Annotated in this window: 10 protein-coding genes; 1 reads left to right on the top strand and 9 read right to left on the bottom strand. The window is 39.0% G+C overall.

From position 1 onward, the window contains the following. Positions 1 to 358: 358 nt before the first annotated feature. From BMZ99_RS17010 to nifJ, 8 genes are all read right to left on the bottom strand, one after another. Positions 359 to 1,003, bottom strand: coding sequence for an RraA family protein (locus BMZ99_RS17010; RefSeq protein WP_175490593.1), 645 nt, complete (start codon positions 1,001 to 1,003; stop codon positions 359 to 361). 264 nt (positions 1,004 to 1,267) lie between these two features. Further along, on the bottom strand, positions 1,268 to 2,221 hold the full coding sequence (locus BMZ99_RS17005) for a 2-keto-3-deoxygluconate permease (RefSeq protein ID WP_090939955.1): 954 nt from the start codon (positions 2,219 to 2,221) through the stop codon (positions 1,268 to 1,270). A gap of 22 nt (positions 2,222 to 2,243) precedes the next feature. Next, on the bottom strand, positions 2,244 to 3,500 hold the full coding sequence (locus tag BMZ99_RS17000; RefSeq protein WP_090939952.1) for an aconitase/3-isopropylmalate dehydratase large subunit family protein: 1,257 nt from the start codon (positions 3,498 to 3,500) through the stop codon (positions 2,244 to 2,246). Between the two features lie 10 nt (positions 3,501 to 3,510). Next, complete coding sequence (locus tag BMZ99_RS16995) at positions 3,511 to 4,008, bottom strand: LeuD/DmdB family oxidoreductase small subunit (RefSeq protein ID WP_090939950.1); 498 nt, start codon at positions 4,006 to 4,008, stop codon at positions 3,511 to 3,513. A 15-nt stretch (positions 4,009 to 4,023) separates the two neighbouring features. Next, a complete protein-coding gene (locus tag BMZ99_RS16990; RefSeq protein WP_090939947.1) occupies positions 4,024 to 5,247 on the bottom strand; it encodes an aconitase family protein in 1,224 nt (407 codons plus the stop codon). 19 nt (positions 5,248 to 5,266) lie between these two features. Continuing rightward, positions 5,267 to 6,343: a butyrate kinase gene (gene buk, locus BMZ99_RS16985; protein ID WP_090939945.1), complete on the bottom strand. Its 1,077-nt coding sequence runs from the start codon at positions 6,341 to 6,343 to the stop codon at positions 5,267 to 5,269. After that, positions 6,333 to 7,259 (bottom strand): phosphate butyryltransferase, encoded by a 927-nt coding sequence (locus BMZ99_RS16980; protein ID WP_090939942.1) that lies wholly within the window; start codon positions 7,257 to 7,259, stop codon positions 6,333 to 6,335. Before BMZ99_RS16980 ends, buk begins: the two co-directional genes overlap by 11 nt. A 64-nt stretch (positions 7,260 to 7,323) precedes the next feature. Continuing rightward, complete coding sequence (nifJ, locus tag BMZ99_RS16975; RefSeq protein WP_090939939.1) at positions 7,324 to 10,854, bottom strand: pyruvate:ferredoxin (flavodoxin) oxidoreductase; 3,531 nt, start codon at positions 10,852 to 10,854, stop codon at positions 7,324 to 7,326. A 389-nt stretch (positions 10,855 to 11,243) separates the two neighbouring features. On the opposite strand from nifJ, the gene BMZ99_RS16970 reads away from it, so the two are divergent. Next, on the top strand, positions 11,244 to 12,257 hold the full coding sequence (locus tag BMZ99_RS16970) for a substrate-binding domain-containing protein (protein WP_090939936.1): 1,014 nt from the start codon (positions 11,244 to 11,246) through the stop codon (positions 12,255 to 12,257). A gap of 163 nt (positions 12,258 to 12,420) precedes the next feature. Here the strand turns inward: BMZ99_RS16970 and BMZ99_RS16965 are convergent, their stop codons facing one another. Then, a complete protein-coding gene (locus tag BMZ99_RS16965) occupies positions 12,421 to 13,833 on the bottom strand; it encodes an aspartate aminotransferase family protein (protein WP_090939933.1) in 1,413 nt (470 codons plus the stop codon). Positions 13,834 to 13,966 lie beyond the last annotated feature (133 nt).

The following is a 13,966-nucleotide window of genomic DNA, read 5'->3' as shown; positions in this document are numbered from 1 at the left end:
GATTCTTGCTGCGTGGCAAGCAAAGCGTTAGGACTGAATTCTTGTTCTTGGCGATGGGCTATAACTTAAATAAACTACATAACAAAATACAGCAACAACGGTGCGGAAAAATGCTACACGAAAAAAAGACCGCCTAAAAGGTTGCAGGCACAGCAATTTATGAGGGGCATAATGCTCCTCTAGCTTTGCTATGCCTACTTTACTCCACTTAATTCGCAAAAAAGAGAAAATACCCTATTCGGTTAGGGATACAAAGAAAGAGCTATCTCAAATAGGTTTTAAAAACCTATTTTGAGACAGCTCCCTTTTCCTTTACTTCGCATTAAAAATAACGTCAACTACTTTTCAGTATTAGTCTTTATAGCAGCTTCTTCAACCATTCAGGCACTAAAAGACCATTATCAATATCTTGGATTCGCTGCTCTTCAGAAGCAAGCTTAGCCTTTGCTGCCAATAAAACATCATACATTGCATGAGAAGGTACTACTACCACTCCATCGTCATCGCCCACAATCAAATCACCCGGTTTGACAGAAATACCACCACATACTATAGGACTATTTAATTCACCATGACCGTTTTTCTTTGCTGCTGACGGTACTGCACCTATCGCAAACAACGGCATGTCCATGTCACGCAACACACTAACATCTCGTACTAAGCCATCCACTACAATACCTGAGATGCCACTCTTTAAAGCTGTTTTCACTAGCATATCTCCAATAACTGCATTACTAGCTTCGCCCTTACCGCTTATAACTAGGATGTGCCCCTGCTGGGCAAGCGCAACAGCAGCTATCACTGCTAATGCGCTTCCCTCCTTTGTGTCTACCGTAAAAGCTGTTCCTGCCAATTTAACACCAGGCTTAATTGACTTGATTTTATAATCCATAACACCAGTACCTGCCATGGCATCACTGATCAAGGTAGTACTAAGTTGACTGAATTCCTCTATCATCTCAGATGATAATAGTAATGGCATTGCATGAGTCTTAAGCTCCATAGAAACCTCCATTCTGGGATGAAATATAACTCGATATAAACGCAGCATATTTTAATGATAAACCGCTGAATGACCTGCCCCTGGATCTTTCCAAAAGCCTTGTTGGTTAAACTTAAAAGCTCATTGTTTCACTGGTAATGTCTTCATCTAACCAGACCAGTAAGACAATAAAAATTTCATTTTAATGTACTATCAACATGAACTTAAATCCATATTTCTAACTACTATTGTGCTAAGTATTTTCGCTACTATAATGCATCACTCTTATTGACCTATAGCGTCACATTTGGGAGCTCCCCATTTTCGAATCGTCCATGCAGTTAACATAGGGCATAAAATTGCTGTAACAATAACAGCTGCTGCAATTTGCACAGATGCAATTACTGCTTCACCTTGCAAGCTAGGAACTACTCCCGCTACAATAGCCGGGGTTGCTACTGCGCTGCCTGCAGTACATGACAAAGCTGCCCCTGCGTACCCTGGCCGTCTCAAGACAAGTTTATCTACAGAAATTAATATTAACCCACTAATCATCATAACGATACATCCTAATAAAATCCCGCTAGCTCCTGCCTGAAACATCAGTTTAACGTCTAATGAAGCACCGATTGAGAAGCCAATCAGAGGAATCAGTGCATGTGCTCCGGCTTTAAAATATTTTTGCACTTCTTCGTATAAATTCCCTAAAATAATACCAACTATCATAGGAAATACAGCTGCAAGTAATTGATGAACCGGGATACTAGAAGCGCCTGAAGCCCCTAATGCTAATAAGGTTAAAAAAGGACCATCTTTAATCGAAAGCATACTGTATGCTCCTAAATCAGCCTGATCTCCATATTCACCAGTGATTGCAAGATAGATTGCACCATTAGAACTCAAAATCGCTGCAAACATTGCTAGCGTTGAAATTCCGAATAATCCTCCATGCCCGAATATGCCCGTTATTACCATAACTCCTATATATCCTGCTGCAAATTTTGCAGCCAGCAACACCCCACCACGTTTAATAGCTGCTGGAGCTTCTTTTATTTTTAATTGTGTACCTGCAAAAAATAGAATGGCTCCTGTTAACGGAACTACAGCTGACTTCGAAAAAAGAGCCGTCGTAAGACTTCCCATATTCACTAAATTTGGGAACAACGTGTTAATGATTACGGAAACAAACATTGGTATAATCATGATGGCCGCCGGTACTTTTCTGAATAAAAATTTCATTTTATTTTCCCCTCTCACTTCTTTAAAATTTAAAAACTCTCGGATCGGTGATTTTCCCTGTGATGGCAGAAGCTGCTGCTACCGCAGGTGAACTTAAATACGTTTTAGCCTTAGCACTCCCCATACGGCCTAAGAAATTTCGATTATTCGTTCCTAACAGAACTTCGTTTTCAGCCATAAGCCCGCTGCTTCTCCCTTGACATAACGAACAATAGGGATGCGTCACCATTGCTCCGGCTTTTACTAAGATTTCAATATAGCCCGCGTCTATTGCATCTTTAAAGATTTTTATTGAAGCAGGTGTTACAATAAACTTTACAAATTTACTGACTTTTTTGTCCTTCAGGATGTTAGCAGCTATCGCTAAATCTTCCAGTCTGCCATTCGTGCAGGAGCCGATAAATACTTCATGTACCTCTACATCCTGCACCTCTGTAATAGGATGTACATTGTCAACATAAGGAGGACAAGCGATATAAGGAACAAAATCTTCCGCCGTATAATGCATTATGCTCTCATATTCTGCATCTTCATCAAAGCAAATCCATTTTACATCTTCATAATTTACACCACTGTATTCTGCCGTTTTTTGATCAACTGCAAATAATCCGGCTTTAGCACCACATTCAACAGCCATATTGGAAATCGTAAGTCTAGAATCGATACTAAGCTCATCAACAGTTGTCCCGCAAAACTCCAAAGATTTATAAGTTCCCCCATCGGCTTTGAGATCACCTAAAATCCGTAAAATAATGTCCTTTGCATAAACGCCTTGCGGCAGTGTTCCATCAATTTGAATTTTGATGGCGCTAGGAATTCTAGCCCATAATTCCCCAGTACCTAGAATAGATGCCATTTCAGTATAGCCAATTCCCGTTGAAAAACAGCTAACGGCACCGTAGGTTGTGGTATGAGAATCTGTCACATACACAACATTTCCCGGTTTCGCATACCGTAGTTCAGGAATTAACTGGTGGCTAATTCCTTCTGCTGCGTGGAAGTTGTCAATATCAAATTCTTCAGCAAATTTGTAACCATACCTCAAATGCCTCGGATCATCCTTTAAGCAGGTAGGCAATAAATGGTCTAACATAATCGCAATCTTACTTTTGTCCCATACCCTAGTAAAGCCCATTTCCTTAAATTTATCATAAACAAATGGTGTATAAATATCGTGAAACATAACCATATCGGGCTTAGTTATTACAATATCTCCTGGTCTACAAGATTTTATTTTTGCATTACGCATAAGAATTTTTTCTGCTAATGTATATCCCATATCACACCTCCTACACTAGGATTTGATTTCTTTTTTTCATACTTTTAACTAAACCGCCATCTTCAATAATCGTGAATAAATTTTCGGGCATTGCAGGAATTGCAAATTCTTTCCCATTACAAATCAACTTATTATTAATGTCTACCATCACCATATCGCCTTCTTCACAATGATCCGCCAAATCTGCACTCTCAATTAAAAGCAGTCCATTATTGATTGCATTTCTAAAAAAGATTCTTGCAAAAGATTTTGCAATAATACACTTTATTTTGAGGGCGCACAGTACTTCCGGCGCTTGTTCCCTCGAAGAGCCACAGCCGAAATTTTTACCTGCTACAATGATGTCACCAGGCGCAATTAAATCTGCTAACTCAGGCCTTAAAGGTTCAAAAGTATATTTTTTCATTTCTTCCATAGTCGGTAAGGAAAGATGTTGGGTCGGTATGATAATATCTGTATCAATATCATTTCCAAACTTCCATATTTTACCTTCAAAATTTCGTTGCATACTTCCACCTCCTTTTTATCTGATTCTGGCCTGAGAAATTATGCCTGTAATGGAGCTTTCTGCTGCTGTTACCGCTGATGAAATATATATTTTTGCATTTTTTGCTCCCGCACATCCCATGCAATTAAAGGATCCAGCTGAAACCAGAACTTCATCAGCATCAATAATTCCTTGGGATTTTCCCCAGCATACACTGCAGCCTTGGTTCATGATAACAGCACCAGCATCGATAAATTCAGTAATTAGTCCTTCTCTAAGTGCTTGAACATAAACACTGCTTGTTATTGGTGCCACCATCAAGCGGATACCTTTTGACACCTTGCGCCCCTTAATTATTTTTGCTGCAAGCCGCAAATCTTCAATTCGTCCTCCTGAGCAACCGCCTATAAATACTTCGTTTACCTTAATATTCCCTACTTGATCAACTTCAAGAATATTATCATAGCTTCCCGGGGTCGCAATAGACGGTTTAACCAAGCCTAAATCATATTGATAAGTTGCTCCATATTCATCACCGTTAGAAGACTCACTAAGATTTACAACTGCACTGGCCGCATTTGTTTTTCCTGCCAAATTGCAAATGGTAATTCTGTCATTAAGCGTAAGCGCTTGTAAAGCCTCTCCTGTAAACTCAAGTATTTTTCCAGCTAATTTTGTTGTTCCTACATCTTTAATAACATGTAAGATAAGATCTTTTGCATACACACCTGGAGACAAATTTCCGGAAAATTCAATTTTTATAAATTCTGGAACTTTCATTTCCAATATTCCGCTTTTTACTACTTCTGCTAATCTCCTCGGACTAACTTTAAAAGCGATAGCCCCTACAGCACCCAAAACAGAAATATGTTCACCACAGCCCGCGATAATTTGTCCATCTTTCACATAGTGGTCGAGCATCAATTGATAGCCAACGCCTTCACCCTCATGATAGATAGTGTCATATTTCTTTGCAAAGTTAATCAGCTTTCTTTGTATGATAGAGACGGCTTCTGATCCACTGGGAGTATCATGATCAATAATCACTGCTACTTTGTTTTTATCAAAAATACTATCCTCATCACAAAGGTAGTCAATACTCAAATTTGATACAGCATCATTAATAATGCAATAATCAATTGCGACTTGAATGGTTTCCTTACTTTTCACGTTCATTGCATTAGCTGCCCGAGCTAATATTTCTTTACCTATTACCATTTGTTTCACCTCTACCACAAGTATTTCACCAATATGGCACATTCTACTATAACGTACAATTTTACTTATATTCTTTGGCTTGTTCTTCCCCTCTTAGGACTCGCAGTGCCCCCTCTGTAAGAGCAATCATTTCGTGTTCTCCTGGAACTATTTTGACTTCAGCAATAAATCGTACGCGTTCAGAAATCATTTTTACAAGCATTTTGTCATACGCCAGTCCGCCAGTTAAGACAATAGCATCGACTCTACCGCATAAAACCGCAGCATCAGCCGCTATTTCTTTTGCAATCTGGTATGCCATTGCTTCATATACCAGTTTTGCTTTCGCATCGCCAGCTTCCACCATTTTTCCAACTTCTCTGCCATCATTTGTCCCCAGATATGCTACTAATCCACCCTTACCAGCAATGATTTTCTTAACCTCACTAAGGGTATATTTCCCGGAAAAACAAAGGGCAAGCATATGTCCTGTTGGTAACCCCCCTGTCCTTTCGGGAGAAAAAGGCCCTTCACCATACAAACCATCATTCACGTCAATAACTTGTCCGCCTTGATGCACTCCGACAGTAATCCCCCCACCCATGTGTGCAATAATTAAATTTGCTGCTTCATAGGATTTACCTATTTCTTTTGAAATTTTCCTTGCAACCGCTTTTTGATTTAAAGCATGGAATGTGCTTAATCGATCATAGCCAGGCAAACCAGAGATTCTTGCGATATCAGCAAGTTCATCAACAACAACAGGATCTACTATGTAGGAAGGAATATTCTGTTTGTTTGCAATTTCCTTGGCAATAACACCACCTAAATTGGATGCATGCTCACCTCGTTCTGCCAGGCGCAAAGCTGTCAGCATGGCATCATTAACTGCATAGGTACCGCCTGCAATAGGCTTTAAAAGTCCACCGCGCCCTACTACAGCATCAAGACTCTCGATGGATACATCTCTTTCGTGCAACATTTGAAGAATTCCGTTTTTTCTAAATTCATATTGCTCAATTACACTCGAAAATGGTGCAAGTTCTTCATTGGAATATCGCACTACCTGCTCAAAAAGAAGTTCTTCGTTGTCATAAACTGCAATTTTAGTAGATGTTGATCCAGGGTTAATAGCTAGCACTCTAAACTTATTTTTCATGGCATTTCTCCTCATAGCGACTTGCCATTAAAATGCCGATGGCAATCGAATTTAGTTTTGCAATATCCGAGTCAGCTCTGGAGGTTAAGACAATAGGGGCTTTTGCACCTACAATAATCCCTGCCAAATTACCTCTGGCAAAAAAAACAATGGATTTATAAAGCATATTACCCGCTTCAATAAAGGGCATGAGCAAGATATCAGCATGTCCTGCCACGGGATTTGTAATCCCTTTATGTCTGGAAGCCTCAATTGATATTGCATTATCCAATGCCAGAGGACCTCCAACCACACAGCCCTTTAACTCATCAGTTTTATTCATTCTTACCAATTCTGCCGCATCAGCAGTAGCTTGCATTTTAGAATTTACTTTCTCAACAGCACAAATGCATGCTACCTTAGGATTTTCATTACCTAACGCATTGGCAACTTGAACCGAATTTTCAACAATTTGTTTTTTTGTATTCAGGTCTGGTGCAATATTCATTGCTGCATCTGTAATATAAAATAATCGGTCATAGCCATCTATATCGGCTACAGCAACATGCGAAAGTACATTATCAGTTCTAAGACCAATTTCTTTATCAAGTACAGACTTAAGAATAATAGCTGTATCAACCAACCCTTTCATCAGAACCTGAGCGTCACCTCTTGAAACAAGCTGCACTGCCGTTCGGCATGCTTCAATATTATCCTTTTGTCCTATAATGGTAAAACCATTCAGGTCGATATGATTATCTTGAGCTATTTGCCTAATTTCTGCTTCATTTCCAACTAATATAGCATTAGCAATTCCTAATTCTTTTGCATTTTTTACTGCAAGCAGTACTTCCAGGTCTTGAGCTACTGCTACTGCAATCGTTTTCGGTCCCTTTAGCTTTGCTGCTTTGATAATTTCTTCAAAATTTTTTATCATTGAGTTACCTCATACTATTCTTTATTTCTATGAGGATGTAGGTTTCTACATCCTCATAGCTTATTTATTTCTTTGCTGCCAATTCTTTATAAACTTCGTATTTTTCTTTCGCAGCTTTTTCAGCGGCTGTAAATAATTCTTCCGCTTCTAAAGGAAAACTTCTCACTAAGGATGAATATCGTACTTCTCCCATCAAGAAATCTCTAAAGCTTGCTTTTGGCTCTTTTGAATCCAGTATAAATGGATTTTTGCCTTCTTTTTTAAGTACAGGGTTATATCGGTATAAATGCCAATAACCAGATTCAACAGCATTTTTTGATTCTAGTTGGGCACACCCCATTCCCTTCGTCAAACCATGGCTAATACATGGCGCGTAGGCAATAACAAGAGACGGTCCTTTGAATTGTTCCGCTTCTTGCAATGCTTTGACTAATTGTGATTGATTAGCCCCCATTGCTACCTGTGCCACATAGACGTAACCATAAGTCATAGCCAGCATTCCAAGATCCTTTTTCTGAATCTTTTTCCCTGATGAAGCAAATTGCGCTACCGCACCAATTGGAGTAGCCTTTGAGGATTGTCCGCCAGTATTAGAATATACTTCCGTATCAACCACTAGAATATTAACGTCTTCTCCAGATGCCAGAACATGATCTAAGCCGCCGTAGCCAATATCATAAGCCCAGCCATCGCCCCCATACATCCACAGGGATTTTTTTACAAGATGTTCTTTGTTGTTTAATACATATTCTTTTAAGGCTAATTCTTCGTCACTAAGATCTGCTGACTCCAAAGCTTTCACCAATGAATCACTTACGACTTTACTTACGCTACCCTCGTCAATATGCTCCAGCCATTTACTAATTGCTGCTTTGAGTGCCTCATTCTTCGTAAGCATTGACAACTCTTCTAACTTCATAGCAAGTCTTTGTCTTTGCTGTTGAACTGCTAGGCACATCCCTAAACTAAATTCTGCATTGTTTTCAAATAAAGAGTTTGACCATGCAGGACCATGCCCATCTTTATTGACGGTATACGGGAAACATGGTGCAGCTGCACCCCAGGCTTGTGTACAGCCAGTTGCATTTGCCACATACATTCGATCTCCATAAAGCTGTGTCATCAGTTTCATATAGGGTGTTTCGCCGCAACCGGCACATGCACCGGAAAACTCAAGAAGCGGCTGTTCAAATTGACTTCCCTTTACACTAAACTTATCTAACGGATTTTCTTTGTGAGAAAGTCTTAACGAATAATTCCAGTTTTCAATTTCTGCTTTTTGACTTTCCAACGGTCTCATCATAAGTGCTTTTTCTTTTGCAGGACAAACTTGTACGCAACTTCCACAGCCATAACAATCTAATACATCCACTTGCATTCTATAGTTATATTTTGCAAAGTTAGGTCCGCCATTGGCCTTTTTATACTTATATCCCTGGGGTGCTGCTTCTGCTTCTTCTTCAGTAACTAAGAAAGGTCTGATAGCCGCATGCGGACATACATAGGAACACTGATTACATTGAATGCAATTTTCGGCAATCCACTCTGGTACATCTACAGCAATCCCTCGCTTATCATACGCAGATGTCCCTAAGGGGAATGTACCATCTGCCATTGCAGCAAATGCACTAACAGGAATATCATCCCCCTTTTGGGCATTGATCGGAATCATGATATTCTTAACAAAATCAGGCAGGTTCTCATTTGCAGTTACAACTGTATCTACGGTATCAAGCCAAGATGCAGGAACTTCAACTTTTTCTGCACCAATTACGCCTTGATCAACAGCAGCATAATTCATATGAATCACTTTATCGCCTTTTTGACCATAGGACTTTAGGATTGCTGCCTTCATATATTCAATAGCCTGAGGCACAGGAATAACATTTGCTAATTTAAAGAAAGCGGCTTGTAATATCGTATTGGTACGATTCCCTAAACCAATTTCTTTTGCAATATGGGTTGCATCAATAATGTAAAACTGAATATTCTTTTTTGCCAAAGCTCTCTTTAAACTTGCTGGCAGGTTTTCTTCTAAGTCCTTGCCCTTCCAGCTACAATTTAATAGGAAGATACCATTCTTCTTGATATCACTTACGATGTCGTATTTATCAATATAAGAAGGATTATGACAGGCTACAAAATCTGCAGTTTTTACATAGTAGCTAGACCGAATGGGTGTATTACCAAAGCGCAAATGTGATTTTGTAACACCTCCTGATTTTTTTGTATCATACTCAAAATAAGCCTGAACATACTTATCTGTATGATCACCAATGATTTTAATCGAGTTTTTATTGGCACCAACAGTACCATCTGAACCAAGTCCCCAGAACTTACAGCTAATGGTTCCTTCTGCGGCAAGATCGATTTCTTCTCCTACTGCTAACGATAAGTATGTAAGATCATCCTGAATACCTACTGTAAAATGATTTTTCGGCTCATCTTTTGTCATATTGTTATAAACAGCGATAATTTGAGCTGGGGTAACATCTTTTGAAGATAGCCCATAGCGTCCTGCAAAAATTTGTGGTCTTGAAGCCTTATCAATAAATGCCGAACAAACATCAAGATACAACGGCTCGCCCAGTGCTCCCGGCTCCTTGGTTCTATCCAATACAGTCACTCTCTTTACTGTACTTGGCAAATCTTTTAAGAAATGCTCTAAGGAAAATGGTCTATACAGATGAACTTGCAGATACCCTGTTTTTTGTCCCTGTTTATTTAACGTATCAACCGTTTCTTGAACGGCTCCACTAACAGAACCCATAGCAACAATTACATATTCGGCATCTTCTGCACCATAATAATTAAATAATTTATAATTTCTGCCTGTCAGCTCATTAATTTTATTCATGTAATTTTCTACAATACCAGGTAGTTTATCATAATAAGGATTGGACGCTTCTCTTGCCTGAAAGAAAATATCTGGATTTTCTACACCGCTTCTCATCACAGGTCTTTCTGGATTCAAGGAATTTTTACGGAATTCTTCCAGAGCTTCTTCATTTAACATACCGTTCAAGTCTTTATAATCAATACATTCTACTTTTTGAATTTCATGAGATGTTCTAAATCCGTCAAAGAAATGCATAAAAGGAACACTGCTCTCAATCGATGCAAGATGGGCAATACCTGATAAATCCATAACTTCTTGAACACTGCCTGTAGATAACATAGCAAAGCCCGTTTGTCTGCAAGCCATCACATCAGAATGATCACCAAAAATGGAAAAAGCATGCGTTCCTACTGTACGTGCCGTTACATGAAGTACGCCCGGCTTCAATTGTCCCGACAATCTATACATGGTTGGTATCATTAAAAGCAGACCTTGGGATGCGGTGTAAGAAGTTGTCAACGTTCCTGCTTCTAATGAACCGTGCATAGCACCAATTGCCCCTGCTTCCGATTGCATTTCTACCAATCTTACTGTTTGACCAAATAAATTCTTCTTACCTTTTGCCGACCATAAATCTACATGTTCTGCCATTGGAGATGACGGCGTGATTGGATAAATGGTTGCTACTTCAGTGAACGCATAAGAAATATACGCTGCTGCTTCATTACCATCCATTGTTTTCATTACTTTCCCCATAAAACTTACCCCTTTCACCTAATCATAATCCATTAAGTATATCGATATACTAACGACACCAGTATATAAGTATATCGATATACTGTCAACCATTTTCTAAATATTCTACTTTATAAAGGCATGTTTTTATCGATCTCACATTGGAAGTCTCATTACATACTCCTATAGAAGAAATAAGTATAAGGAGCTTATCATAGAGTGCTATCATATATCACTCTATGATCTTAGTTTCCATTTATTCAGCACATCGATTTATCAAAGGAAATATTAAAATAAATCACGAATAATTATATAATTTATGTTATAGAGAGGTATTACGCTCTTGAATGTTTAACATCTTGCAGAATAGAGAATATATAATAGTTTTATAAAGAAAGAGGTAATTTAAAATGGCTACGATTAAAGACGTTGCAGCCCTCTCCGGAGTGTCGGTCTCCACGGTTTCAATCATATTAAACGGAAAAGCCAAAGATCGAAAAATATCGGTTGAGACGCAAGACAAGATCATGGAGGCAATTAAGGCACTTAACTATAGACCAAGTGTTTCTGCTAAAAAGCTTAGAAGCCCTAACGCTAAGGAGTATACAATAGCCTTGTACTGGGCATCTGACTTTCGTACTAACTATTTAGCGAGACTGATATCTGGATTCCAATCTGAAATTTCAAACTATCAATACCCCATTAACATTGTGATCTGCCCCTATAGAAGTGGCTCTTTATTTTTGGAAAAAGGACTTCAAAGCGATCACACTTTTAATGCTGCAATTATTGCAAATACATCTATATCAGACATGGAATATTTAAATAATAATTTGCCGAAAATACCAACTGTGCTTTATAATCGTTATTCAGAGCAATACAATACTGTTACCATAGACAATTTTGAGGTCGGTAGAAAAGCAGCTATGTTATTGATAAACAAGGGTATTAAAGATAACATCGGACTGGTGCATTTTAAAGCTCCCTACCTGGCAATGACGCTAAGAAGTCAGGGATTCATTGATACATGTATAAAACATAGTATTCAATTCTCGGATGAAAATGTTATAAATACTGAAGGCTCTATTCAAGGTGGTGTTTTGGCTGCTGAAATTTTTTTAAAGCGTAAACATCTTCCTAAAGCTATTTTTTGTGATTCAGATTCTCTTGCGCAAGGTCTGCTGCATGTTTTTAATAAAAAAAATATAAAAATACCTGAAGACTCTCAAATTATAGCTGTAGGTCTTGGAAGTCCCGAAGCTAGTCAATACAGTACACCACCTCTTACTGTCGTAGAGATACCTCTTGAAAAAATGGCGGCTGAATGTCTTCGGCTTATAATCAACGTATTGGAACATAGAACAGATACATCATTTCATGTCAATTATGAGTCTAAATTAATAATACGAGATTCATGCAGTTAGAGATAACTACTCCTGCTTTTTAAACTACTTAAATTTCCTAGACATACGATTTATTTCGGCTAATACTAAAAAAAGATACTGCTTGCTCATAATGAACAAGTAGTATCTTTTTTAGTAGCTTATTAACGTAAATGACTCGTGAGTACTCCAGGTTTAATAATACTTACGATCTGCCAATCAAGGCTCCCAAAATCGTCTTGCTGCTGGTTAGCACCATATCGCCAAAGCTCTTATTATTAGCAAAAACGTCTTCCAATGCTGCCAGTAATGTATCAAGCTGCTCATAAGAGACAATGAGAGGCGGTTCTAAGCGTATTACATTCGGGTTATTCAGCGTATAAGCCGTAATAATCCGATGCTTATTTAAAAGCTCTCCTGCTACCATAGCGCCTAAATATTCACTGGCTAGTTTTTCTAAAGCTCCCCCAGTCAATCGATTGAGCAGTCCCTTGCCTGGCTGAGCAAATTCTAGCCCAATCAAAAGTCCTCTGCCGCGAACCTCTTTTAAAAAAGGATATTTCTGCTGCAGCTCCCGCAATTTGCCCATGAGATATTTTCCTTTTTCCGCAGCCTGACGAGATACATCATCTCTATACAGAATTTCTAAGGTAGCAATTCCGGCTGCTGCCGCCCTAGAATTTCCACCAAAAGTCGACGTATGCAGTGTTCCTTTTTCTACGCTGCCATAGGCTTTTTTCCATATTTCTTCTGTTGTGGTATAAGCAGCTAATGACGTTGAGCCGCCCCCAAATGATTTGGATAGACATAAAATATCTGGAGCAATGTTATCCTCCTCACAGGCAAACAACCTTCCTGTACGTCCAAACCCAGTTTGGATTTCATCCAAAATCAGCAGTGTATTATAAGTATTGCAAATATCCCTAACTTTTTTCAAATATCCTTCTGGTGGAACGATAATTCCTGCTTCGCCTTGAATCGGCTCTACAATAAAAGCCGCTATATCATTGTGGCATAATGCGTTTTCCAGAGCCTCGGCATCTCCATAAGGAATAAACTCTACACCTGGCAGTAGAGGCTCAAAGGGCTTCCTATACTTCTCCCGACCTGTTACCGACAAAGCCCCGAAGGATTTTCCATGAAAAGAATTCTCACAAGAAATAAATTTAATTCGTCCAGTTGCGGCTCTAGCTAGCTTTAAGGCCCCTTCCACTGCTTCTGCCCCGCTGTTGCAGAAAAATGAGTACTGCAATTCTCCAGGAGTGAATAAAGCTAAATTTCGTCCTAATGCTCCTGCTAAGGGGTTTAAAGATGCTTGCAGCAGATTAGGAAGTCCCTGCACTGCTTCGAGTGCTGCATTAATTTCAGGATGATTGTGCCCCAGATTTAATGCTCCATATCCCCCTAAAAAATCTAAGTATTCGTAGCCTTCTCTATCCCATATCGATACCCCTTGTGCTTTCACAAAGGACTTGTCAAAATTCAAAAGCCCCATGAGATTGACTAACTCTGGATTGATAAATTTCCGATGATTATCCCGATTTTCCTCCCGGGATAATTCCATCGCTTCCCTAAGTCCTAAAAACTCGGGCATTACCTCTCTGATTTGTCTTTCCACTGCTATTCCTCCTTATCTAAAACATGTGCACATATTGTACACATTCATTCATTAAAATATTCTCCATGCTAGCAGTTATTCCCTCTAAATCATACCATCTTCAACTGAAAGAATGATATAGTCCTATCCAACA

Origin of the sequence: Pelosinus propionicus DSM 13327 (assembly GCF_900114615.1) — a bacterium.
GTDB classification, from domain to species: Bacteria; Bacillota; Negativicutes; order DSM-13327; family DSM-13327; genus Pelosinus; species Pelosinus propionicus.
This window is presented reverse-complemented; position numbering and strand designations above follow the sequence as displayed.

Excerpts from the sequence above, each read along its gene's own strand:
- BMZ99_RS17010 (WP_175490593.1), bottom strand. The coding sequence starts at position 1,003 with ATGGAGCTTAAGACTCATGCAATGCCATTACTATTATCATCTGAGATG.
- BMZ99_RS17005 (WP_090939955.1), bottom strand. The coding sequence starts at position 2,221 with ATGAAATTTTTATTCAGAAAAGTACCGGCGGCCATCATGATTATACCA.
- BMZ99_RS17000 (WP_090939952.1), bottom strand. The coding sequence starts at position 3,500 with ATGGGATATACATTAGCAGAAAAAATTCTTATGCGTAATGCAAAAATA.
- BMZ99_RS16995 (WP_090939950.1), bottom strand. The coding sequence starts at position 4,008 with ATGCAACGAAATTTTGAAGGTAAAATATGGAAGTTTGGAAATGATATT.
- BMZ99_RS16990 (WP_090939947.1), bottom strand. The coding sequence starts at position 5,247 with ATGTGCCATATTGGTGAAATACTTGTGGTAGAGGTGAAACAAATGGTA.
- buk (WP_090939945.1), bottom strand. The coding sequence starts at position 6,343 with ATGAAAAATAAGTTTAGAGTGCTAGCTATTAACCCTGGATCAACATCT.
- BMZ99_RS16980 (WP_090939942.1), bottom strand. The coding sequence starts at position 7,259 with ATGATAAAAAATTTTGAAGAAATTATCAAAGCAGCAAAGCTAAAGGGA.
- nifJ (WP_090939939.1), bottom strand. The coding sequence starts at position 10,854 with ATGGGGAAAGTAATGAAAACAATGGATGGTAATGAAGCAGCAGCGTAT.
- BMZ99_RS16970 (WP_090939936.1), top strand. The coding sequence starts at position 11,244 with ATGGCTACGATTAAAGACGTTGCAGCCCTCTCCGGAGTGTCGGTCTCC.